Origin of the sequence: Marinilabilia rubra (assembly GCF_003121985.1) — a bacterium.
In the GTDB taxonomy this organism is placed as follows: domain Bacteria; phylum Bacteroidota; class Bacteroidia; order Bacteroidales; family Marinilabiliaceae; genus Marinilabilia; species Marinilabilia rubra.
The window spans coordinates 237,187-260,241 of sequence record NZ_QEWP01000006.1; the positions used below are offsets into that span (position 1 = coordinate 237,187).

19 protein-coding genes are annotated in these 23,055 nt (G+C 38.6%); 3 read left to right on the forward strand and 16 right to left on the reverse strand.

Features of this window, described 5'->3' with window-relative positions:
- Positions 1–53: 53 nt before the first annotated feature.
- From DDZ16_RS09710 to DDZ16_RS09725, 4 genes are all read right to left on the reverse strand, one after another.
- Positions 54–857 (reverse strand): undecaprenyl-diphosphate phosphatase, encoded by an 804-nt coding sequence (locus DDZ16_RS09710; protein ID WP_109264253.1) that lies wholly within the window; start codon positions 855–857, stop codon positions 54–56.
- Positions 858–966: 109 nt separating this feature from the next.
- Positions 967–1,236 (reverse strand): DUF3098 domain-containing protein, encoded by a 270-nt coding sequence (locus DDZ16_RS09715; RefSeq protein WP_109264305.1) that lies wholly within the window; start codon positions 1,234–1,236, stop codon positions 967–969.
- A 132-nt stretch (positions 1,237–1,368) separates the two neighbouring features.
- Entirely contained in the window at positions 1,369–2,238 is an 870-nt protein-coding gene (locus DDZ16_RS09720) for a cell division protein FtsX (RefSeq protein WP_109264254.1), read from the reverse strand.
- Between the two features lie 347 nt (positions 2,239–2,585).
- Positions 2,586–4,898, reverse strand: a complete 2,313-nt coding sequence (locus DDZ16_RS09725) for a glycoside hydrolase family 3 N-terminal domain-containing protein (RefSeq protein ID WP_109264255.1) — start codon at positions 4,896–4,898, stop codon at positions 2,586–2,588.
- Positions 4,899–5,362: 464 nt separating this feature from the next.
- Between DDZ16_RS09725 and DDZ16_RS09730 the strand changes: the two genes are divergently transcribed.
- Positions 5,363–6,295 (forward strand): radical SAM protein, encoded by a 933-nt coding sequence (locus DDZ16_RS09730; protein ID WP_109264256.1) that lies wholly within the window; start codon positions 5,363–5,365, stop codon positions 6,293–6,295.
- Positions 6,296–6,383: 88 nt separating this feature from the next.
- Here the strand turns inward: DDZ16_RS09730 and DDZ16_RS09735 are convergent, their stop codons facing one another.
- From DDZ16_RS09735 to DDZ16_RS09755, 5 genes are all read right to left on the reverse strand, one after another.
- A complete protein-coding gene (locus DDZ16_RS09735) occupies positions 6,384–7,421 on the reverse strand; it encodes a hypothetical protein (protein WP_109264257.1) in 1,038 nt (345 codons plus the stop codon).
- Complete coding sequence (locus DDZ16_RS09740; RefSeq protein ID WP_109264258.1) at positions 7,421–7,906, reverse strand: RNA polymerase sigma factor; 486 nt, start codon at positions 7,904–7,906, stop codon at positions 7,421–7,423. Before DDZ16_RS09740 ends, DDZ16_RS09735 begins: the two co-directional genes overlap by 1 nt.
- A gap of 738 nt (positions 7,907–8,644) precedes the next feature.
- Positions 8,645–11,416, reverse strand: coding sequence for a DNA polymerase I (gene polA / locus DDZ16_RS09745; protein ID WP_109264259.1), 2,772 nt, complete (start codon positions 11,414–11,416; stop codon positions 8,645–8,647).
- A gap of 44 nt (positions 11,417–11,460) precedes the next feature.
- The gene (locus tag DDZ16_RS09750; RefSeq protein ID WP_109264260.1) at positions 11,461–11,910 is read right to left on the reverse strand and encodes a 6-pyruvoyl trahydropterin synthase family protein; all 450 of its coding nucleotides are present in this window, start codon (positions 11,908–11,910) and stop codon (positions 11,461–11,463) included.
- Positions 11,911–12,153: 243 nt separating this feature from the next.
- Positions 12,154–12,468 (reverse strand): ArsR/SmtB family transcription factor, encoded by a 315-nt coding sequence (locus DDZ16_RS09755; RefSeq protein ID WP_109264261.1) that lies wholly within the window; start codon positions 12,466–12,468, stop codon positions 12,154–12,156.
- A 289-nt stretch (positions 12,469–12,757) separates the two neighbouring features.
- Here DDZ16_RS09755 and DDZ16_RS09760 point away from each other — a divergent pair, with 289 nt between their 5' ends.
- Positions 12,758–13,732, forward strand: coding sequence for a polyprenyl synthetase family protein (locus DDZ16_RS09760; protein ID WP_109264262.1), 975 nt, complete (start codon positions 12,758–12,760; stop codon positions 13,730–13,732).
- Here DDZ16_RS09760 and deoC read toward each other — a convergent pair.
- Genes deoC through dtd form a run of 3 tightly spaced genes read right to left on the reverse strand, consistent with a single transcriptional unit; the run spans position 13,729 to position 15,391 of the window.
- Entirely contained in the window at positions 13,729–14,607 is an 879-nt protein-coding gene (gene deoC / locus DDZ16_RS09765; protein WP_109264263.1) for a deoxyribose-phosphate aldolase, read from the reverse strand. The two genes, DDZ16_RS09760 and deoC, sit on opposite strands and share 4 nt — an antisense overlap.
- A 1-nt stretch (position 14,608) precedes the next feature.
- Complete coding sequence (locus tag DDZ16_RS09770; RefSeq protein ID WP_109264264.1) at positions 14,609–14,932, reverse strand: nucleotide pyrophosphohydrolase; 324 nt, start codon at positions 14,930–14,932, stop codon at positions 14,609–14,611.
- A gap of 6 nt (positions 14,933–14,938) precedes the next feature.
- Positions 14,939–15,391 (reverse strand): D-aminoacyl-tRNA deacylase, encoded by a 453-nt coding sequence (gene dtd, locus DDZ16_RS09775; RefSeq protein WP_109264265.1) that lies wholly within the window; start codon positions 15,389–15,391, stop codon positions 14,939–14,941.
- Between the two features lie 242 nt (positions 15,392–15,633).
- Between dtd and DDZ16_RS09780 the strand changes: the two genes are divergently transcribed.
- Complete coding sequence (locus DDZ16_RS09780; protein WP_109264266.1) at positions 15,634–16,605, forward strand: lipoate--protein ligase family protein; 972 nt, start codon at positions 15,634–15,636, stop codon at positions 16,603–16,605.
- A gap of 305 nt (positions 16,606–16,910) precedes the next feature.
- On the opposite strand, the gene uvrC is transcribed toward DDZ16_RS09780, so the two are convergent.
- The 4 genes from uvrC to ybeY all read right to left on the reverse strand — a co-directional run bounded on the left by uvrC (position 16,911) and on the right by ybeY (position 23,054).
- A complete protein-coding gene (gene uvrC, locus DDZ16_RS09785) occupies positions 16,911–18,722 on the reverse strand; it encodes an excinuclease ABC subunit UvrC (RefSeq protein WP_109264267.1) in 1,812 nt (603 codons plus the stop codon).
- 5 nt (positions 18,723–18,727) lie between these two features.
- Complete coding sequence (ade, locus tag DDZ16_RS09790) at positions 18,728–20,359, reverse strand: adenine deaminase (RefSeq protein WP_109264268.1); 1,632 nt, start codon at positions 20,357–20,359, stop codon at positions 18,728–18,730.
- A gap of 349 nt (positions 20,360–20,708) precedes the next feature.
- Entirely contained in the window at positions 20,709–22,586 is a 1,878-nt protein-coding gene (mnmG, locus tag DDZ16_RS09795) for a tRNA uridine-5-carboxymethylaminomethyl(34) synthesis enzyme MnmG (protein ID WP_109264269.1), read from the reverse strand.
- Between the two features lie 42 nt (positions 22,587–22,628).
- On the reverse strand, positions 22,629–23,054 hold the full coding sequence (gene ybeY, locus DDZ16_RS09800) for an rRNA maturation RNase YbeY (RefSeq protein ID WP_109264270.1): 426 nt from the start codon (positions 23,052–23,054) through the stop codon (positions 22,629–22,631).
- Position 23,055 lies beyond the last annotated feature (1 nt).

Consider the following 23,055-nt stretch of genomic DNA (forward strand, 5'->3'; position numbering starts at 1 on the left):
GAAAAGCGTCCTATCTCGTTTGCTTTATTGAAACTCTTTACACCTGCTCCAATTTACCACATATAACCGCCGACGGCAAGTGCACCCACCAATGCACAATAAAGTGCAAAATAGATGAGCTTACCTCGTTTCACAATTTCTATCATCCACTTGCAAGCAAGCAATCCGCTAATGAATGCCGCAAGAAAACCAGCAAAGAGAGCAAGAGCTCCGATTCCTCCTTCTGCAGATACCCGTGAAAAATCCTCTTTCAACAAACTCAATATGTTCTCACCCATGATGGGCACCAGAACCATGAGAAAAGAAAACCGGGCCACTTCGGTACGTTTATTTCCGATAATCAATCCGGTAGCAATGGTTGCCCCGGAGCGGGACACCCCCGGTAACACGGCAAAAGTTTGGGCAATTCCAATAATCAAAGCATCTTTAAATGTGATGTCGCGGTCGCCCGATTTTTTAAAATAGGAAAAGGCCAGCAGTGAAGCCGTAACAAACAGCATCAAACCCACTAAAAGAAGCATACTTTGGGTACTAAATATATCTTCCACATAATCTTTAAAAAAAACACCAACAATGCCGATTGGAATCATTGAAAAGGCGATTTTAGCCACGTACCTGGTTTCTTCATTCCAGCGAAACTTAGATAACCCCAATATTAAGTCAATAATATCTTTGCGAAAAACCACCATGGTACTTAATACAGTGGCTCCGTGAACCACAACCGTAAACCGCAAACTGTCGGGTGTATCAATTCCCAGAAGGTGCTTCCCAATCTCGAGGTGCCCACTGCTGCTTACCGGAAGAAATTCAGTAAGGCCCTGCACCAAACCTAAAATAAGTGCTTCAATCCAATCCATCTATAATGCTGTAAAATAGTTTTATATGAGTCATTACACCAAAAATGTCCGCTGGTCAATCAGCAGACATTCGAAGGGAATTTTTTTTTCGTAATTCTTTCCGGAAAGTTTACTTTTCGTTTTCCTCTTTTTGGGCTGCAGTGGGCTTTTTCATGATGGCATATATGCCAAACAAAAAGCCAAACAACACCACAATGGGGGCCAATGTAATGCGTCGAAAACTGTATACTTCCTCGTTAAAAACTTCAGGGTTGTCACTTGCTCCGCCCATCATCAGCAAAAACCCTGTTACTACAATAACAAATGCAATGGCCAGCAAACGGTAATTCTGCCTTTCAAGGGCCATTTCAAACTTCTTTTCTGTCTCTTTCTTTGACATAAAAATTGTGTTTTTTTCTACAAACCAGGCTTCCATAACCTTCATTCTTTTTTGAGGTAACGCAAGTCTGAGGTCTTATCATGAAACAGTTACAAATTCAACAATTCAGATATATTTTCCGGTTCAAAGGGGTTAATAATACAAATCATCAGCTTTAAGACGAAGGTATTTATTAACAGCAAAGAACGTCGAAATCAATGTAATCAATATTCCAAGGACAATAACAATCGCAAACAGAATACCCACCAAAACAATATTTCCAAATCCTATCATGCCTTGTAATTCGTTGCTCAGGCCATAAATTAGCAGTGAAAGCAAGATGATGGCTATAGTGGCTCCTGCCAGTCCGTTAAGAATGCCTGTAATCAGAAAGGGTTTTCGAATAAAGCCCCGGGCTGCACCCACCAATTGCATAGTTTTTATTAAAAACCTTCTGGAATAAACCGACAATCGAATGGTATTATTGATAAGAGCAATGGCTATAACCATCAGTAAAATGGTAAATCCGCCGAGCACAAGACTAATTTTTTCGATATTGTCATTAACCGCATGCAGCAGGTTCTTTTGATAATAAACTTCCTTAACCTGAGGGAAATTTAAAACCTGATTCTCGATTACAGCCATACTGTCGGGATTGGCATATTCGGCAAAAACCTTAACCTCTATGCTTGAGAGAAGCGGATTATAACCCAAAAAATCAACAAAGTCCTCTCCCAACTCTTCCTGCATGATTTCTGCGGCCTCGTCCTGACTGACATAGTTGGCTTCACGCACAAAATCTGAAGCATTAAGAATTTTCTGAAGACGCTGTACCTCAGCTTCACGACTGTTATCATTTACCAAAATGGTAAAGCCAAGATTCTCCTTCACATAGGTAGACAGACGATGAGCATTGAGGAATAACAATCCAATGATTCCAAGCAAAAATAACACCAGTGAGATGCTGATCACTGTTGTAACATAGGAACTTCTTAGTTTTCGTTTTGCAGCTGTGTTACTCATTGGCTATACACAATTTTCCTAACAAACTGCAAATATAACAGAATTTAATCCCAACGCACTAAATTAGAGGGTAGTTTTTAATTAAGTGAGAGGAGAAACAGGCAGAAGGCAGAAGGGATAGCGAGTTGGCGGTTTGTTATAGTCAATAGTAAATCAGACATATTAGTTTGGCAGGCAGATAAGAAAAAAGAGGGTGTCTCAAAAGTATAGAACCACAAAATAAGGTCATGTTGAGCGTTATCGAAACATCTGTTTATCAAACAACCAGACTCTTCGACAAGCTCAGAATGACATCTAATTTGGACCTTTGAGACACCCTCTATGAAAACTTATTATTATTTCCCGGTTTACCTGGTATATGTAAATTTAGCTTTAAGATCGGCAATGCTTACTTCAAACTCGCCAGGTTCGGTAACGCGATTCAATTCAGCATTTACAAATTCCACATCTTCAGCGGTCAATATAAATGTCATTGTCTTACTTTCTCCGGGCTCCAGTTCAATTTTCTCGAAACGACGCAAACGCTTCACATCAGGAGTGATGGATGCATACAGATCGGAAGTAAAGAGTTGAATCACTTCTTTTCCGGTACGATCTCCGGTGTTGGTTACCGTTACGCTAATGGTCAGCTCATCATCTCCGGAAATGCTTTCACTGTTTAGAGAAAGGTCGCTGTATTCGAAACTGGTATAACTCAACCCAAAACCAAACGGAAACTGAATGGCAAAATCAGATTCATAGTCATACATCCCCGCCATTTTGGCCTGATTCTCGGAGGGTTTATGATCGTATGTCACCAAAGTATTAACATACATGGGATAGGTATATGGCAGTTTTCCACTTGGGTTAACATCTCCGAAAAGAATGTCGGCAACGGCCACACCACCAAAATTACCGGGAATATAAGCATGAAGAATACCTTCCATCTCAGGAACAATTTCACGGATAATCCGCGGTCTTCCTTCATTCAGAACGGCAATAACAGGCTTACCGGACTCAATAGCTGTTTGTGCAAGGGCCATTTGGTTGTCCGAAAGCGAAAGGTCATGCAGATCACCGGGTTTCTCGGTGTATGAGTTTTCTCCGATGGCCAAAATAATATAATCTACATCTTTGGCAGCCACGGCAACAGCATCCAGGTCACCTGGAATTTCTTCCCAGTATTTACCTTCCATATTATATTCCACTCCAGGAACAAAAGTCACGTTTTCTTCGCCAATCTTATTCTGAATGGCTTCCAGGATGGTTGAATATTTTCCGGCAAACTCATCTACCAGGTTCCCCTGCCATGAGTAACTCCATCCTCCATTCAACGGACGCATGGTGTTGGCATTTGGACCGGTAACCAAAACCCTGGCATCCTTACTTAAAGGAAGAATGTTATCTGCATTTTTCAACAGAGTTACTGATTCCGCTGCAGTTTGGTAAGCAGCATCTTCAAATTCTTTACTTCCAAATTTGGGATAATCTTCGTAATGAGTCACCGGAGTCTCAAACAATCCCAGTTTGTGCTTCATATTCAAAATACGACGAACAGCGTCATCGATACGAGACATGGCAACTTCCTCCTCATTCACCAATTCTACCAGATAATCGCAGAAATCAAAATTGTATGGAATCATAGACATATCAACACCGGCATTGATGGCCATCTTAACAGCTTCTTTCTGTGTTTTTGCCACGCGATCGCGATCGTGAAGATTTTCAATGTCTTTCCAGTCAGTTACAACCAATCCCTGGAAACCAAGTTCCTCTTTTAGAATCTCAGTAAGCATTTTGTAACTCGCATGAACAGGAACTCCGTTTATCAGACCTGAATTGACCATCACAGAATGAGCGCCGGCCTCAACAGCAGCACGGAATGGAGGCAGGTGACGCTCTCTCAGTTCAATATCCGGAATCAAAGCCGGAGTACGGTCTTTACCTGAAACAGGTGTTCCATAGCCCAGATAGTGCTTCAGACAAGAGGCCACATTTACAGGTTCTCCCACTTCATTTTCAGCACCTTCATATCCTTTTACCAATTCTATTCCCATTTGAGAATTCAGGTAAACATCCTCCCCAAATGTTTCCCAAATACGTGGCCATCGTGGATCGCGGCCCATATCCAATACAGGCGAGAATGTCCATGGAATTGAAGATGCTCTGGTTTCGTAAGCAGTTATTTCTCCACCCTTGCGCACAAGGTCACGGTTCCAGGTGGCTGCCATTCCAATTTGCTGCGGAAAAAAGGTGGCATCAGCAGTATAAGTAGTTCCATGTATGGCATCTACTCCATAGAGAACCGGGATTCCAAGGCGTGTTTCTTCCTGTGCCATTTTTTGGATGGTACTGACAATATTATGCCACTTCTCACGGGTTCTTGCTCTGTTGTTGGCAGTATTTAAAACCGACCCGATTTTGTAATCAACAATTCCTTTGCGGAGAGTTTCTTCATCTAATCTGAGAGGCTCAGATGTATCAAAAGGAGTATCGCCTATTGTGAGCACATCAATGGTTACCTGAGCCATTTGTCCCACCTTTTCTTCCAAAGTCATTTTCTTCAGAAGCTTTTCCACTTCCGGAATTTTCTCTACTTCTGCGTTGGACTGACCATTTACCAAATTCCCGGTTAAAAATAAACCGGCCATCAGTCCTGCTAACATCAATCTTTTTTTCATTTTCAATTGTTTTTACTAGTTATTGTGTTTCTATAGTTGTGTGTTCTGAAAAAATCATATTGATACTTAAACCTGACAAAACAGAATAAAAAAACCCTTACTCAACGTGCATTTTTTAGTGTCCATTAAACACAAACTGTGCTGAGCAAAAATAATCTTTTTTGAGGATATTCAAATTCTCATTTCCTATTCCCGAAAATTTATGTCTGCAGGCTTATCGATACAGAGAATCACAAAACCCCGTATCCCTTATTTTAAAAAGACCGTCAAATCACTGCCTGTTTATTAACAAAAAAAGTCCCCCAAAATCCGGGAGACTTTTTAACAACAAAAAATAAGCACTTCTATCTATTCGAGAACAAATGTCACAATTTTTGAAAAAAGCATGCTAAAAACAGGCTAATACCAAAATTTCAAAAGACATTTTAATCATTATGCCTTAACTTTGGAGAAAAGATTATAACATGTCGCATTGTATTTTTGGTCCTGTACCCAGCCGTCGTCTTGGTATGTCTCTAGGTGTTGACCTGGTGCCAAGAAAAGTTTGTTCGTTGGATTGTGTTTACTGTGAAGTAGGAATTACCACCAAGCTCACAACCGAACGAATGGAGTATGTCCCTTACGAAAAGGTCATCAATGAATTATCAGACTATCTGGAGAGCAATCCTGTCCCGGATTATGTAACGCTTTCGGGTTATGGAGAACCGATGCTGAATTCGCGTGCGGGCGATGTCATCAACTTCATCAAGCAACATTACCCCGGGTTGAAAGTGGCTGTGCTTACCAATGGTACCCTGCTTAAGGATAAAAAGGTGCGAGACGAACTAATGAATGCCGATTTGGTATTGCCTTCAATGGATGCAGCTACCGATAAAGCTTTTAAGAAATTAAACCGTCCTGAAAAGCACCTCAAAGTTCAGGCACATCTTGAAGGGTTAAAAAGTTTCCGTTCGGAGTTTAAAGGAGAAATGTGGCTGGAAATATTTATTCTTCCAGGGTTTAATGATAACAGTAAGGATATCTGCGAGATAAAAAGAGCAATTGAAGAAATAAATCCTGACAAGATTCAATTAAACACACTCGATCGCCCCGGAGCCATTGAAGGACTCATTCCTGCAACCCATGGAGAACTGGAGGAAATAAAATCCAAACTTGAATTTGAAAACATTGAAATTGTAGCTGCAGCAGCCAAAAGAAAAGAAACCAAGGCCTACCGTAATGATACCGAAGCAGCCATCATGGATACCATTGCCCGCAGACCCTGCACCGTGCATGACCTCAGAGATATTCTGGATATCCATATAAATGAAATCAATAAATACCTTGATGTGCTTGAAGCAGATGGGAAAATAACTACAGAATTTGGTGAAAGGGGAATGTTCTACAGAGCTAAGTAGGATGACCTGAAAAATGCAAGTATTATTTTTCGCCATTTCATAACGAAAAAATGCATTAACAGGTTAACTAAAAATATGTTGAAGATATTTAGTTTTTCACCTTCTGTTTCATTTTTATGTTTCCGGCCTCAAGGTTATAGGCCACATAATTGCCATCTTCATCGTACAGTTGCTCAAAGTTAACCAGGTCACCGCTGACTTTGTCAACGAATTTCAGTCCTTTTACAAAGAGACTGTTATCATTTTGTGGGGAGCGCTTTTGATTCTGATTGGCCAACAAAGCTTGTTGCCGGTTGTGAATATCCAGATATTGGGGCATCATATGACGAAGTCCTGCTTCATAAGCACTTGGCATATCCACCGGAAGAGTAATTGTTAATGATGCTCGCGAAGCCAAAAGTGTCATTTCAGGACCGGTACCCAATGCTCCGGTTTCAGCTTTTACATTGTCGCTTTCAGGAAAAGACATTTGATTTTCAGAAAATTCCTTCATTGTTTTTGAACTCATATCTTCAGTCATTGCCAAAGACTCTGCAACCTTTAGAGCATCTCCAATATTTGGTTCCGGTGACGGAATAGATTTGCCTTTCAATGGTTTTAAATCAGCCAGAGAATCGTCCGGAGTTTGAAGCATAAAATTATTATAGCCCCAAACAGCCACCAGTACCACAGCCGCTGCTGATGCCACTCGAATGCCAAGGGCATAAACTTTACCAATTTTCCGGTGTATCAAAGAAGCTTTTGCAGGGAAAGAAACCGTCTCAGAATAAAGCCGTGTCAATTGAAATTGTTTTCCTCTTTTTATCAGCGATTCATCCTCTTTTATTTTCGTGGCCAATTCTTGTTCTTCACCATCGTTCAAACCTTCCTCCATTTGTTTAACCAGCAGATAATCTGAAGAACTCATTTCCATAAAATCGGCTTCACTTTTTTCAAGTTGGCTCTTCGTGGAGAATGAAACCTCTTCAGCTTCCAGCTCTAAAGATTCAAAACTTTTCAATTCATCGGCCAAGTCAGGGTTGGTTTCCAGAAAAACAAAAAATTCCATTTTGGAGGACTCATCCAGTTTTCCATCGAGATAATCGACGAACCAAATCTCGTAATTTTCTCTGCTAATATTCTTCATCACACTACCACCTCCATTTTCCCAATATATTTTCTCAAAAATACCCTTGCCCTGTAAATGTAGACTTTCACCTGACTTTCGGAAAGACCTGTTATTTCGCCTATTTCCTGATAATTGTATCCTTCATAATCACGCATCATAACTACCATTTTTTGATCTTCCGGTAATTTTTCCAATGCCTGGTGCAACACTTCCTGCAAATCGGTGTACTGCTGATTATGAACATGTTCTTTCAGGTCGGCTTCTTCCATCCTTACAGAATGTTTCTCCCTCCTTGTATGGTCTATCAACACATGATAAGCTGTAGAGAAGAGATAACTTTTCCCTTTGGCAGGATCCACATTTTTGTGGTGCCGCCACATCTTTTCATAGGCGTCTTGCACAATATCGGCCGCTTTGTCTTCGTCACGAATATTCTTCAGAACAAAGCGGTAAACATTGTCTGCATATTGCCTCACACATTGGTTGTATTCTTCTACAGTCATCAGGTATGGGTAAATTGACGCTGGTGCGACGCTTGAATTAATGGAAAAGTTACAGCTAAACTTCCTTTTTCTGCAATTTTTTCTTCCAGCTTCTTTTGAAGGGTATTTTTAGGAGTATATGCAGCAAAGTTTCCAATAAATCAAAAATACTGAAAACGCTTAAATTACTCCTTTTCAAATTCCCTTTTTCAGGAATAAAAAAACCAACGCTGCAGGGTTTAATTTTTTACCACATAGAATACGGAGATACGCGGTGGATATTCTCTTAAAAACTTCCTTCGCTCTGTGCTCCTCTTTGCTCTCTGTGGTAATATCTACAATTCCGGCAATGCCGGATTCAATATTTTAGCGAAAACAACACGGAGATGGGTTATTGAAGCTCCTTTATACCTTGTGCCAGGAGGTATTTTTACATTCGAAACCTTAGGCATCGTTTTATTATTCCTACGATATTCTATAAATATGGGAGACCTCCGGCCTCCGGATGAAACGGAGAGACGAAATTACTCTTTGACCCAAGTTCTATGCCGCACCAACTAATGAGCTGATGAACTAATGAGCTAATGAACATCTCAATACCCTTTTACCATCTCACATTTCCACTATTCTACCCTCTCTGATTACTGAAAAACCTTCTGCCACTTTGCTCCATTCTCTTGGCTCCATGCCTCTCCACGCTCTTTGGTTAAAAACAAAAAAACCGGCAGAGCCGGTTTCTTTTAATCCTAAAATTAAAAATCAATGTGCCTCAAGCCAGTTGCTTCCGACACCCATATCCACTTCAAGTGGCACTTTCAATGATACCGCCGATTCCATCTCTTTTTTAACGATTTCCTTCACTACTTCCACTTCATCTTTGTTCACCTCAAAGTTCAATTCATCATGTACCTGAAGCACCATCTTGCTTTTCAGCTCTTTTTCCTCAAAAGCACGGGCTACCCCCACCATTGCCATTTTAATAATGTCGGCCGCAGCCCCCTGGATTGGAGCATTAATGGCATTTCTCTCGGCAACTCCCCGCACCACACCATTACGACTATTGATATCAGGCAGATAGCGACGACGTCCAAACATGGTCTCCACATAACCTTCATCTCTTGCCTGAGCAATCACCTTGTCCATGTACTTTTTCACACCCGGAAAACTTTCAAAATAACCGTCAATTATGCTCTTTGCCTCCCCTCTTGGTATATTGAGTCGTTCGGATAAACCAAAGGCTGATATACCGTAAATAATACCAAAATTGGCAGTCTTGGCTTTTCTACGCATATCATCGGTTACATCATCCTGTGATACATTAAAAATTTTGGCTGCAGTGGCTGCGTGAATATCTTCACCCCGGTTAAAAGCATCCAGCAAGTGCTTATCTTCACTCAAATGCGCCATAAGCCTCAATTCAACCTGGGAATAGTCTGCACTCAGAAAGGCGTGCTTGTCATCCGTCACCACAAAAGCTTTTCGCATTTCCCTGCCTTCCTCCTCACGAATTGGGATATTCTGAAGATTGGGATTGGAACTGCTTAGTCTTCCGGTGACCACTACCGCCTGGTTAAAGGAAGTATGGAGACGGCCTGTTTCTTTATTTACAAGTTTAGGTAAAGCCTCCACATAGGTATTTAGCAACTTCTTAAAACCCCGAAAATCGAGAATTTTTTCAACGATAGGATGCTTATCTTTTAGCTTCTGTAAGGTTTCCTCGTTGGTACTGTATTGCCCTGACTTGGTTTTTTTTGCTTTGTCATCGATTTTCAACTTTTCAAAAAGCACCTCTCCTACCTGTCGGGGACTGGCTACATTAAACTCCATTCCTGCATCATCAATGATTTCCTTTTCAAGAGATTCTATCCGATTCTGTAGTTTCTTTGCATAATCGCCCAGGGCTTTTGAATCCAGGACCACCCCCGTAAACTCCATATCTGCCAACACTTTTAAAAGCGGCATTTCCGTTTTTTCAAAGAGTGAAGTCATTTTAAGCTCCTTCATCTCCTTCAGAAGCGGTTCTTTTAACTGCAAAGTAATATCGGCATCCTCCCCTGCATATTCCTTCACCTTTTCTTTTTCGATATCGCGCATGTTGCCCTGCTTCTTCCCTTTTGGCCCAATTAACTCTGTAATGGACACCGGCGTATAATTCAAATAGGTTTCCGCCAGAAAATCCATATTATGCTTTAAACCGGGCTGAACCAGATGATGGGCCACCATGGTATCGAAGAACGGCCCCTCCATTTCCACCCCGTACCGCTTAAGCATCAGGTAGTCGTACTTCAGGTTCTGGCCGACTTTCAAAATTTTAGAATCGGTAAGCACCGCTTCAAAACGCTTGACAATTTTTTCCGACTCTTTTTTATCCTCAGGAACAGGTACATAAAAAGCTTCACCTTCTTTAAAACTGAAAGACAATCCAACCAACTCATTGTTCCATACATCCAAGCCGGAAGTTTCGGTATCGATGCAGAATTCTTTTTGTACGCTCAGATCGGCAGCCAGACTGTCGAGAGCCTGCTGAGAATCCACAAGAAAATACTGGTGTTCAGTATCTTCAAGTTTTTTATTACCGGTATTAAACTGAGTGTTTGTTTGTTCTTTTGAATCATCCCCAAACAAAGAACCCTGAGTAGGCCCGCTGTCCGGTTTTCCTGCTATCTTTTCCCATAAGGTTTTAAACTCCAATTCTTCAAAAACAGGCTTCAGCTTTTCAAGATCAGGAGGTTCATGCAAAAACATCCTTTCTTCAAAATCGACGGGAACTTCAGTTTCTATTGTAACAAGTTTTCTGGATAATTCCACCTGGTCTTTATAGTTAATCAGGTTTTCTTTCTGCTTTCCCGAAAATTCATCTATATGTTTGTAAACATTGTCAATGGATCCGTACTTTCCAATAATATCTTTGGCACGCTTTTCACCAATCCCCGGACAACCCGGAATGTTATCGGCGCTGTCGCCCCAAAGTGCAAGGAGATCTATAACCTGTTCGGGTTTTTCTACAGAAAATTTCTTCTGAATTTCAGGAATACCCCATCGCTCAATATCATTCCCGGCAGATTTGGGTTTATACATAACTGTATTATCCGTAACCAGCTGGGCATAATCCTTATCGGGAGTTACCATAAAAGTTTTAAACCCTGCATCCCCAGCCTTCCGTGATAAAGTTCCAACGACATCATCAGCTTCAAAACCATCTTTCTGAATGACATTTATATTAAATGCTTCAAGAATTTGTTTAATATATGGAACAGCCTTTTTGATGTCCTCTGGTGTTGCTTCACGATTGGCTTTGTATTCCTTGTACATTTCATTCCGAAAGGTAGGACCGGAAGGATCAAAAGCCACGGCAATGTGCGTGGGGTTTTCCTTGTTCAGGACTTCAAGGAGAGAATTGGTGAATCCAAAAATCGCTGAAGTATTCAGCCCTTTAGAATTGACTCTCGGATTTCGGATAAAAGCATAATACGCCCTGAAAATCAAGGCGTATGCATCTAATAAAAATAGTTTCTTTGAATTATCTGACATAACTTCCCGGGTTTTATTCCCGAAAAGTAAGAAAAAAAGAGTGATTATGCATTGTCTGATGCATACCATTCGGCAAAAGAGTTGCCTGTCTCATGCAGTTTCAAGCTGAATAGCGAGATGCCTTCAGGCAATTTGGATGAAATGCGTTCAGAAAAATCTACCAAAAGATTTTCACATGTTGGTTGATACGGTGTAATATGGTACCTTTCAGTCATTTGAGGTACTCCCAAGAGCTTTTCCGCATCTGCTTTTTCACTCACCACAATGGAATGATCCATTGGCTCAACAACTTCCTCTTTTACAATCTTTTTTAAATCCCCAAAATCCATCACCATGCCATACTTGGGATTGTTTTCATCGCTGCAGGGCTCACCAATCACCGTAACCTGCAAAATGTATGAATGGCCGTGAATATTTTTACAGAGTCCGTCGTAATTCCACAAAGCGTGCGCCATTTCAAAACGAAACTCCTTAGTTAATCTGATCTTTGCCATAAATTCCCCTGTTCAAAATCTTTCCCTTCACGAACGGTTGTTCGGATTAAAATGTTTAACCCGGAAAAACAGTCCTGTTATTTCTGTCACTTTTCTACCTACAAAACACACACTGGTAGTGCGATCACAAAATACTATTTCATATTTCTCATCCCTTTTTCCATCCTGAATGGTTAAAATTTTGCCTTGCAGAAAGAAAAAATGAAAGCAAAATATTTGAAACACTACTTAGCAAACGCGCTACTAGTCCACAGAACAACGACTGACACAATCTACAATATTGCGCAAACTATCGTGCTTCAAAAAATAGAAAGTGTTTTTTCCTTCGCGTTGAGAAGCCAATACACCTTTATCCTTTAAAATGCCTAAATGATGTGAAGTCGTTGATTGCTCAATATTCAGCAAATTATGAATCTGTGTCACAGTCAGTTTTCTTCCATCTTCGAGATGGCTCAATATAGCAATTCGCATAGGATGAGCTATTGCTTTGAGCATACTTGCTGCCCTATCCAGTTGATTGGCATCAAGATCTTTGATTTTCATAGCTTTAACTTCCATTTTATGTTAATTAAATTCTATTTTTTAAATCCGTATAAAACCTGATATCTCTGAATTTTTACCGGCAGATAAATTACAACTTAGAACCCAATTTTCTGTATATCTGCCTGTAATGAAATCAATAAGTGCAAAGATAATGAAGATATTTTGATTATTAGATATTTAAAACTGTAAAATATGCAAATATTTAGATAGGATTGATATTTATCATTGCTTACAACACTATTACGCTGCATTTTGTTATTTTTGAAAATTCATAGAACGAAAAGCCAACAGACAAATTTATTAAATGAAGTTATCATCCAAAATAACATCTCCCATAGAGGTGGAAATGAAGCGTTTCGAACCCTATTACAGAAAAAATTTCGATACCAAAATTCCCCTTCTGAACATCATCACTAATTACCTTGTACGCAGAAAAGGAAAACAAATGCGCCCAATGCTGGTATTTTTATCGGCTAAATTGTGTGGTGAAGTTGGTGAAGGCACCTACACCGCTGCCGGTTTGATTGAGTTGCTTCACAATGCCACACTGATTCACGATGATGTGGTTGATGAAACCTATCAGCGTCGCGGATTTTTTTCCATAAATGCTTTGTGGCGATCAAAAATTGCTGTTTTGGTAGGCGATTATTACCTGGCCATGGGATTGATCCGTTCACTGGAAGAAGACCAGACCGAGGTTTTGAGGATTGTCTCAAAAGCGGTAAAAGCTATGAGTGAAGGTGAATTGCTTCAAATTGAAAAATCGAGAAAACTGAACATCACTGAAGATGTTTATTACGAAATCATCCGCAAAAAGACCGCCACGCTTATTGCTGCTTGTACCGGAGCCGGTGCCTTATCCTCAGGAGCTTCAAAAGAAACCATATCAAAAATGCACGATTTTGGTGAAAACCTGGGAATTGCTTTTCAGATTCGCGATGATTTACTTGATTATGAGCGAACCAACATCTCAGGAAAACCAACTGGCAACGATCTGAAGGAAAAAAAGATGACACTTCCTTTGATCCATGTTTTGGAACAACAGCCTTCAGTAAAAAAGCGGAAAATATTGAGTACCATTCGACGACATCACAAAAATGAGAAAAAAATTGCCCCCATTGTCGAATTTGTTAAAGACAACGGAGGCATTGAGTATGCTCGTACAAAAATGTCTGAATACCGTGATAAAGCCCTTGAAATCCTCAATTCATTTCCCGAAAGTGAAGCAAGGGAAGGACTCATTGAGTTGGTCCATTTTACGACTACCAGAAAAGTTTAAAAATAAGGCGAAAAAGGTTTTCCCTGTAATTCGGATATATCACTTAACAAATTGTTGACCAACCGGCTGGCACCAATTCTAAAACGTTCAGAAGTCAGCCACTCCTCTCCCAATATATCTTTTACTAGTTTAAAATAAATCAGTGCATCTTCGGAAGTACTAATCCCTCCTGCGGGTTTAAATCCAATTACTTTTCCGGTGGTTTCATGATATGCTTTTATTGCGTGAACCATAACCCATGCGGCTTCGGGTGTAGCCGCAGGACTAATTTTTCCGGTCGATGTTTTGATAAAATCAGCTCCGGCTTCCATGGCAATAATGGATGCCTCCCAAATATTCTCAATTGAGGTCAAAGCGCCTGTTTCAAGTATTACCTTCAAGTGTGCATCCCCCATTTCTGATTTTATGCGCTTTATCTCTTCCATAACAAATTCATGATTGCCTTCCAGAAATTCTCCAACAGAGATAACAATATCAATTTCGTTAGCACCAAAATCCAATGCTTTTTTAGTTTCCAATACCTTTAAATCCAGGTAAGTTTGAGACGATGGAAATCCGGCTGAAACCACAGCCCTGTTAACATCTATATTTTTAAGTCTGGCTTTCAATACACTGGCAAAAACAGGATAGACACATACGGCCCCTACCATGGGCATATCGGGAAAATCCTTTTCAAACGATACCAGCTTATCGCAAAAATCCTGAACAGAATTAGCACTATCTGTGGAATTTAAGGTGGTAAGGTCGATAAAAGAAAAAATCTTTTTAAGGTTTTCTTCTGTCTTTAATGCTGATAAATCCCAATTTACAGGACATTCAGGCACCTTTTCAAAGGCCGGTTCATATTTTTCGAGCAATTGTTCCGTCTCTTCCATTTTATTTCAATTTAGGATTGTTTTTATGTCTTATGTTATCTCTACGGGTCTTTTTGTCTATGGACTTTTGAAAGGCTTCGGTAAGATCAACCCCTGTCTGGTTGGCCAGACATATCAAAACCCAAAGAACATCTGCCATCTCCTCTTCTAGATTGGCTACCTCTCCTTCTTTAAAAGACTGATCACCAAACTCCCTGGCCATAACTCGGGCAAGTTCACCAACTTCCTCCGATAAAACAGCCATATTGGTCAATTCACTAAAATACCGGACGCCATGTTCTTTGATCCAGTTATCAACCATTTGTTGTGCCTTTTTGAGCTCCATGTTTCGTTATTGTTTATTTTTAGAATCAATAATAATGGTTACAGGTCCGTCATTTATCAATTCTACGGCCATTGAAGCACCGAATTCACCTGTAACAACGGTTTTCCCCAGTGCTGACGTCAATGTATCCGTAAACTGCTTATACAACGGAATTGAAACATCAGGTTTGGCAGCATCAATATAAGAAGGCCGATTGCCTTTTTTGGTTCTGGCATGTAAGGTAAATTGGCTGACAACCATTATTTCACCATCCACATCAATAACAGAGCGATCCATAACACCATTCTCATCATCAAAAATTCTGAGATTAACAATTTTTTTAACCAGCCAGGATATATCCTCCTCTCCGTCGGCATTTTCAATGCCCAGTAAAATCATTAACCCATTTCCTATTGAACGTGTCACTTTTCCATTTATCGTTACAGCTGCCCGGGCAGCTCTTTGTATAACGACTCTCATATAAACATTTTTTGGTTTTTATTCTTTACATTTATCATCAAACCGATAAAAATGGCAATTCTTTTACCATTTTAAAAGAACATAGACCATATTACTCTAGTTTAGTAAAAGAAGTAAGCAGTTTTAAAATACTATTTTACTATTTTTATTATTTTGTTTTTTAATTCTTTATGACTTTTATTTAAACCTTTGTTTTAACATTTAAACCGCTTAGATTTTCATATTTTTTTCAACATTGTACTATGGACAGGAATACTTTATTTATAACAAGTCAAAATGACAATCCGGCATTCAATCTTGCTGCCGAAGAAGTTTTACTTCGTAATCACACGAAAAACATAATTTTTTTTTATATAAATAGTCCATCAGTGATAGTCGGCAAACATCAGAACACACTTTCTGAAATAAATCTTGAATATTTAGAAAAAAATGATATTCCGGTTTACAGAAGATTATCAGGAGGTGGAACTGTCTATCATGACAAGGGAAATATTAATTACTGTATAATTGAAAATGGAAAACCCGGGCAGCTGGTAGATTTTGTAAGAGCTACAACACCCGTGGTTGAGGCATTGAAAGATTACGGTGTGGATGCGCGCCATGGGAAAAGAAACGACTTACTTGCCGGTTTCAAGAAAATTTCCGGAAATGCCTGCCATGTATACAAATCAAGAGCCATGCACCATGGTACATTGCTTTTCAATAGTAACCTGGAGGTATTAACCGAAAGTCTAAAAGCGGATGCGATTAAATTCAAAGATAAATCTGTAAAATCAGTCAGAAGTGAGGTAATTAATATTTCGCAGTTAATAAATACAGATCATTCAATTGCCGAGTTTTTGCAATACATAGGTTCATTTCTCGAAAAAAAATTCAACACTGTTCCTTATGCCTTTTCGAAAGAAGATCTTGAGAAAATAGAAAAACTTAAATCTGAAAAGTATAATACCTGGAAATGGAATTATGGGTATAGTCCCGTTTATGAATTCTCTAAACGAATTAAATCAAACAATTACATATTTGCATCCAAACTAAAAGTTCAAAAGGGAATTATTTCCGAAATCGAAATAAATACCAATCACCCCGAAAAAGATAAGATCAGAAAAATTGCACATTCAATAAGAACAAATCTTCACAACAAAAAAGTAATTCAGGAAGTATTAAATGAATTTGATGAAGAAATCAAAAAGGGGATTTTGCTGAGTATGTTTTAAAAAAATAAAATATTAAGAAGGCAGTAGAAAAAAAAGTCAAAAGTTCAAAATTTAACAAGTCGCCCAATTGAAGTAGTGTTGGAATCCTCATAGAATCGGGCGGTGAAGCATATTTTGTATTTTTTATTAGCAATTTTTAGAAAATCAAGTGCAAAGAAATCCGATTGTGATGTAAATTAACCTCACACTTAAGTGTTTTTCGATGTGATTTTTAATTTTTTATAGTTGTTGGAATGTGCATTGTCAGCGCTCCCCAGATACCTAAAAGGGCGTAATGCCCTATTGATATTCACTTTTTTTGAATCTTATTTTTTGAAGAAAGAAACAATCTTATCAGCCCTGCTATTTCCTACAACTTGTGCAAGTTCTTCCTTCCCGGCTTTTTCAACGCCCCTGGCAGAACCAAATTTTTCGAGAAGCCTACGAATACTTTCAGGTCCAACTCCCGGAATCTCCTCAAGTTTAGATTTCAGGAATGCCCCACTTCGTTTATTTCGATGAAAGGTAATACCAAAACGGTGGGCTTCATTTCTTAGATGCTGGATGAGTTTTAATGATTCAGAGTTTTTATCCAGATATAAAGGCACAGGATCTCCCGGATAAAAAATTTCTTCCAGCCGCTTAGCAATACCAATAATGGCAATTTGTTCATCCAATTTTAAATCACGTAAAGCATTTACTGCTGCTCCTAACTGACCTTTTCCCCCATCAATTACGACCAGTTGAGGCAGCGACTCCCCTTCATTTTGTAAACGGTTGTAACGGCGGTAAACCACTTCTTCCATGGAAGCATAATCATTGGGTCCCTCTACCGTTTTAATATTAAAATGACGATAATCTTTTTTAGATGGTTTACCATTCTTAAATACTACGCAAGCCGCCACCGGATGATGACCCTGTATATTGGAATTATCGAAGCACTCAATATGTACAGGCAATTTATTCAATCTTAAATCTTTCTTTGTTGTTTCAAGCAAGCGAACCTCTTTAGGCGTTTTGGTCTGATTAGCCTGCTGCTTGAGTTTCTCAAGTCGGTAATACTTCACATTTCTCTCCGATAATTCAAGGAGTTTTTTCTTATCCCCGATTTTAGGAATCAAATATTTAGCACCCTCAAACTCAACATCAGGTTTAAAAGGAACAAGAATTTCAGATGCATTACTGTGTAATCTTTCACGAATATCCGCAATAGCCATGGGTAAAAGAGTAGCGACGTCCTCATCCATTTTCTTTTTATACTCGATGGTATGCGCCTGAATTATGGCACCATTAACCACTTTGAGGAAATTCACAAAGGCATTTTTCTCATCATCAATTATAGAAAACACATCTACATTATTGATTTTAGGATTTACAATTGTGGATTTGCTTTTATAGCCTTCAAGAATTTCAAGCTTCCTTTTTATGGTTTCAGCTTCTTCAAATTTATACTCAGCAGCCAGTTTCATCATGCTTTCTTTCATATATTTCAAAACCGATGAAACATTACCTTTAAGAATGTTTTTGATTTCATAAATGTATTCTTGATACTCTTCCTCCGCTTGCAACCCTTCACAAGGTCCCTTACAGTTTCCTAAATGATATTCAAGACAGACTTTAAACTTTCCTCTCGAAATATTTTCTTCTGTGAGTGCATGGCGACAGGTACGTAAAGGATACAACTGACGAAACATATCGATAAGTGTCTTTACCATTAAAGCACTTGTATAAGGTCCAAAATAGTCGCTTCCGTCTTTAATAATTTGCCGTGTTGAAAAAACCCGGGGAAAGGGTTCGTTTTTCACCACAATCCACGGGAAACTTTTATCATCCTTAAGCAGTACATTGTACCTGGGCTGATATTTTTTAATGAGATTATTTTCTAAAAGAAGCGCATCCTGTTCAGAATTAACAACGATATGTTTGATATCTCTTATTTTTCGAACCAGAATTCGGGTTTTTGCATTGTCTGGTTCTTTATAGAAATAGGATGAAACTCTTTTTTTCAGATTCTTGGCTTTGCCTACATAAATTATTTTTCCGGAATCATCGAAGTATTGATAAACTCCGGGGCTATCGGGTAAAACCCTTATTAATTCTTTTAAGTAAGATTCCTGTTTGCGCTCTTGGTTGTCCATTTACACTATTCAAAAATTGAAATAAACTCAAATTTTTCACCATCAAAAAGCCCCTTATCTCCCAGTTTTAATTTTGGAATAACTAACAATGACATAAATGAAAGGGTCATAAAAGGAGCTTTCAGTTTTGCACCAAATCCTTTTGCTTTTTCTTCAAGATGGGAATATAGTTTTGCTACTTCCTCCCCTTCTTTATCGCTCATTAATCCGGCTACAGGCAAAGGTAATATTTCCTTATACTCCTGATTTGTTACAGCCAGCCCACCTTTGTTTTCCATGACGACATTAATGGCATTAACTAAATCCTCATCATTGGTTCCTATAGCTACTACATTATGGCTATCGTGAGCAACAGAGGACGCAATGGCTCCTTTTTTCAATCCAAAGCCATTAATAAAACCAACAGATACAGGTTTATTTTGATAGCGATCTATCACCACTAATTTCAAAATATCATTTTCAGTATTGTACGTCAGATAATTTTGGTCAGAAACATCAATTTGAAAAGAATCGGTTACCAGTTCTCCTTCGAAACATTTTATAATGGTTGCTTTTTGGGCACCTTCAGGAACCCGAACAAGAAGGTCATTTTTTACAATAAAGTGTGGCAGGAACTGATTAGCACTATATACAGAAACCCTTTCAAATAAAAGTCCCTGGTCTCTATGGTAAACTTTTTTACCGTTAATGTAAGATTCCAGCACATTAAAATCAGCAGGATTATCAATCACTATAAAATCGGCAGGATCACTTTTTCGGAGCAAACCTACAGGTAAATTATAATGCCTTACAGGGATAAGAGAAGCAGCCTGAAGCAATTTGAAGAGATCAATTCCCTTTTTTAATCCCAACTTAATAAGCTTATCAATATGTCCTGAATGAATTAATTCATCAGGATGACTATCATCTGTACAAAGCATCAATTGATCAGGATGCATGTCAAAAAGATCAGTTAATGCATTGAAGTTTTTTGCGGCACTTCCCTCTCTTATTTGAATTTTAATTCGATTGCTGATCTTTTCCAGAGCTTCATCCAGTTCAAAACATTCGTGATCGGTCGAAACACCTGCTGCTGCATATTTTTCCAATCCCTTACCTTTTAACCCTGGTGCATGTCCGTCAATGGGTAAATTCCTTTTTTTTGCAGCATCAAGTTTTGCCAAAACTTCTTTGTCTCCATTAATAACTCCTGGAAAATTCATCATTTCACTGAGAAAAAACACATCCTCTTTGTCCAATAAACTTTCAATTTTTCCGGAGTCTATTTCGGCTCCTGAAGATTCAAGAGGCGTAGCAGGTACACAAGAAGGAGCCCCAAAGAAGCACTTTAGGGGTGTGTTTTTAGATTCCTCAATCATATACTCAACACCTTTAACACCTAAAACATTTCCTATCTCATGAGGATCGGTTACCACCCCTATTGTTCCACGTGGAACAACCAAACGTGAAAAATTAGACGGAACCAGCATACTACTCTCTATATGAACGTGCGAATCAATTAATCCTGGTAAAATGTAATGATTAAAGACTTTATTTATTTTTTCAATACGATCAATCCCATTTTGAGAGAAATAAATAATACCGGGAAAAATCTCTTCCTTGTGAATATCTATGATATTCCCTTCTATCTTTTCCATAGGATATAAAATGAATTAATGGTTCAATTCTTATTACTGCTATTCATACGAACTGTTATTAGAGGCATCATCTCTAATAATCATTAGACATATATTGCGGGAGAAAGTTAATTACGATGGCGCATCCATAAAATATAACGTCACTTTAACGGTTAGGTTGAAACTGCTTTTAAAGATGACTTATTAAATAATGAACCGGATGCTTAAATTTGACAAGTGCATAATATATTAAAAAAGGGCTTAAAAAGCATTTTAACTAAAAAAACTCAAAATCTCCACAGGATTCCAAATAGGTTATAAATGCTTTATAAAACCCCTCAAATTTATCGTATATGTTCCACGTGGAACATTACCTTCCCATAAGCACTAAAAGTACATTAATATCACTTGGAGAAACACCGCTAATCCTACTGGCTTGCCCAATGGTTTCAGGATCTATCTTAGATAGTTTTTGTCTGGCTTCAGTACTAATAGATTTAATACTATTATAATCAAACTTCCCTTTGATCTTAAGATTCTCCAGCCTCTTTAACTTTTTGGCCATGTTTTTTTCCCTATTAATATACCCTTCATACTTAATAGAAATTTCCACACCATCTAAAATTTCAAGTCTCCTATCGTTAGGTAATTCTTCACACAATTCTTTAAAAGCAGAAACACTCTCAACTAATTCCGGAAGATTAATTTGAGGACGTACAACCAAATCTCTAATTTTTCCTTTTTGCTTGAGTCCGGAGGTACCTTTCATTTTTAACCAATCATTAATTTCATCCGGAGAAATTCGATAATCTTCCAAAAACCTAAAGATCTTATCTCTCCATTCCTTCTTTTCATTATAAAGTTGAAAACGGTAATCATCTACCAATCCAATTTCCCTTCCCATTGAAGTCAAACGAATATCGGCATCATCCTGCCTTAATAAAATACGATATTCAGCTCTTGACGTAAACATTCGATAAGGTTCATCGACACCCTTTGTTACCAAATCATCAATTAACACTCCAATGTAAGCTTCATCCCTGGAAAGAATAAACTCATCCGCACCTTTTAAATGTAGAGCTGCATTGATACCTGCTACCAATCCTTGGGCCGCTGCTTCTTCATATCCTGTAGTACCATTAATTTGACCGGCAAAATACAAACCTTTTACTTTTTTGGTTTCAAGAGTGTGATATAATTGTGTAGGATCGAAAAAATCATATTCAATAGCATAACCGGGCCTAAATATGGAAGCTTTTTCTAATCCAGGTATGGACTTCAAGGCAGCCAATTGTGTTTCTAAAGGCAGAGAACTACTAAATCCATTCAAGTAAAATTCAATGGTCTCCTCTCCTTCCGGTTCCAAATGTAATTGATGTTCATCTTTCCCTTGAAAGGTTACAATTTTTGTTTCAATACTGGGACAATATCTGGGCCCAATGCTTTGAATGGTTCCATCGTACATAGGGCTTTGATTAAGCCCTTCCTTAATGCTTTCATGCACATTAGGATTGGTATAGGTAAGATAACAACTCCTTTGTTTGAGTTTCTTATTACTAACAGGTAAAAAGGAAAATTTATAAAAATCAGTTTCACCAGGCTGTTCTTTTACTTTACTAAAATCAACGGTTCTTCCATCAATTCGAACAGGGGTTCCGGTTTTCATTCTCCCGGTTCTAAATCCCCTTTCAAGAAATTTATTGGATAAACCTTTGGATGACGGTTCTGAAATCCTCCCTCCCTCCATTTGAACTTTTCCAATATGCATTAATCCATTCAGAAAAGTACCATTGGTAAGAATCACTTTTTTACAGGTAAAATCAACATTTTGCGCCGTGGAAACAATAAAGGAATCCTCTTTTGAAAAATCAACATCCACTACCGTATCCTGCCAAAAAAACAAATTATCAGTTTTTTCCAATTGCTTTCTCCATTCAGAGCTAAAAACCATCCTATCGCATTGCGATCTGGGACTCCACATAGCAGGACCTTTAGATCGGTTTAGCATACGAAACTGAATGGAAGAGGCATCAGTAACCAATCCCATATATCCTCCAAGTGCATCAATTTCCCGAACAATTTGTCCTTTAGCAATACCTCCAACTGCGGGATTACAGCTCATTTGGGCAACTTTGTTCAAATCCATTGTGATCAACAAAGTTTTTGCTCCAAGTTTTGCTGCTGCAGAGCTTGCTTCACAACCAGCGTGACCACCTCCTACTACAATAATATCGTAATTGAAATCCATAAGAACTCAAAAATAAAATAAACCGCAAAGTTAACAGTTTTGCTAAAAATTTGTTTCGAAAAACAATAAGGAAAGATTTTCTGCCTTCCGCATTTGTTCCTTTTCTTCTTCGGTTGCGTCCTTGTATCCTATTAAATGAAGAATACCATGAATAATGACACGCAATAATTCCTGATGAAAGGAAACATTGTATCGCTCGGCATTAAGACTAACGGTAGGAATACTTATAATAACGTCACCCGAAATTTTACGGCGGGTAGAATAATCAAAAGTAATAATGTCTGTAGTGTAATCGTGATTAAGATATTCGCGGTTAGTTTTTAAAATATACTCGTCAGAACAAAAAACATAGTGAATATCACCACACCTATATCCCTCATTTTCAATAACTTCACAAATCCAACTATCTATCTTATCCTTATCTGGTACATTATAGGAAACATCGTATGTAGAAAAGGAAATAGCCACG

What these genes read in the sequence shown, in the direction of transcription:
- DDZ16_RS09750 (WP_109264260.1), bottom strand. Translation starts at nt 11,910, where the DNA reads ATGGCAAAGATCAGATTAACTAAGGAGTTTCGTTTTGAAATGGCGCAC.
- DDZ16_RS09755 (WP_109264261.1), bottom strand. Translation starts at nt 12,468, where the DNA reads ATGGAAGTTAAAGCTATGAAAATCAAAGATCTTGATGCCAATCAACTG.
- deoC (WP_109264263.1), bottom strand. Translation starts at nt 14,607, where the DNA reads ATGGAAGAGACGGAACAATTGCTCGAAAAATATGAACCGGCCTTTGAA.
- DDZ16_RS09715 (WP_109264305.1), bottom strand. Translation starts at nt 1,236, where the DNA reads ATGTCAAAGAAAGAGACAGAAAAGAAGTTTGAAATGGCCCTTGAAAGG.
- dtd (WP_109264265.1), bottom strand. Translation starts at nt 15,391, where the DNA reads ATGAGAGTCGTTATACAAAGAGCTGCCCGGGCAGCTGTAACGATAAAT.
- DDZ16_RS09720 (WP_109264254.1), bottom strand. Translation starts at nt 2,238, where the DNA reads ATGAGTAACACAGCTGCAAAACGAAAACTAAGAAGTTCCTATGTTACA.
- DDZ16_RS09710 (WP_109264253.1), bottom strand. Translation starts at nt 857, where the DNA reads ATGGATTGGATTGAAGCACTTATTTTAGGTTTGGTGCAGGGCCTTACT.
- DDZ16_RS09780 (WP_109264266.1), top strand. Translation starts at nt 15,634, where the DNA reads ATGGACAGGAATACTTTATTTATAACAAGTCAAAATGACAATCCGGCA.
- DDZ16_RS09725 (WP_109264255.1), bottom strand. Translation starts at nt 4,898, where the DNA reads ATGAAAAAAAGATTGATGTTAGCAGGACTGATGGCCGGTTTATTTTTA.
- DDZ16_RS09740 (WP_109264258.1), bottom strand. Translation starts at nt 7,906, where the DNA reads ATGACTGTAGAAGAATACAACCAATGTGTGAGGCAATATGCAGACAAT.
- mnmG (WP_109264269.1), bottom strand. Translation starts at nt 22,586, where the DNA reads ATGGATTTCAATTACGATATTATTGTAGTAGGAGGTGGTCACGCTGGT.
- uvrC (WP_109264267.1), bottom strand. Translation starts at nt 18,722, where the DNA reads ATGGACAACCAAGAGCGCAAACAGGAATCTTACTTAAAAGAATTAATA.
- ade (WP_109264268.1), bottom strand. Translation starts at nt 20,359, where the DNA reads ATGGAAAAGATAGAAGGGAATATCATAGATATTCACAAGGAAGAGATT.
- polA (WP_109264259.1), bottom strand. Translation starts at nt 11,416, where the DNA reads ATGTCAGATAATTCAAAGAAACTATTTTTATTAGATGCATACGCCTTG.
- DDZ16_RS09770 (WP_109264264.1), bottom strand. Translation starts at nt 14,932, where the DNA reads ATGGAGCTCAAAAAGGCACAACAAATGGTTGATAACTGGATCAAAGAA.
- DDZ16_RS09730 (WP_109264256.1), top strand. Translation starts at nt 5,363, where the DNA reads ATGTCGCATTGTATTTTTGGTCCTGTACCCAGCCGTCGTCTTGGTATG.
- DDZ16_RS09735 (WP_109264257.1), bottom strand. Translation starts at nt 7,421, where the DNA reads ATGAAGAATATTAGCAGAGAAAATTACGAGATTTGGTTCGTCGATTAT.
- DDZ16_RS09760 (WP_109264262.1), top strand. Translation starts at nt 12,758, where the DNA reads ATGAAGTTATCATCCAAAATAACATCTCCCATAGAGGTGGAAATGAAG.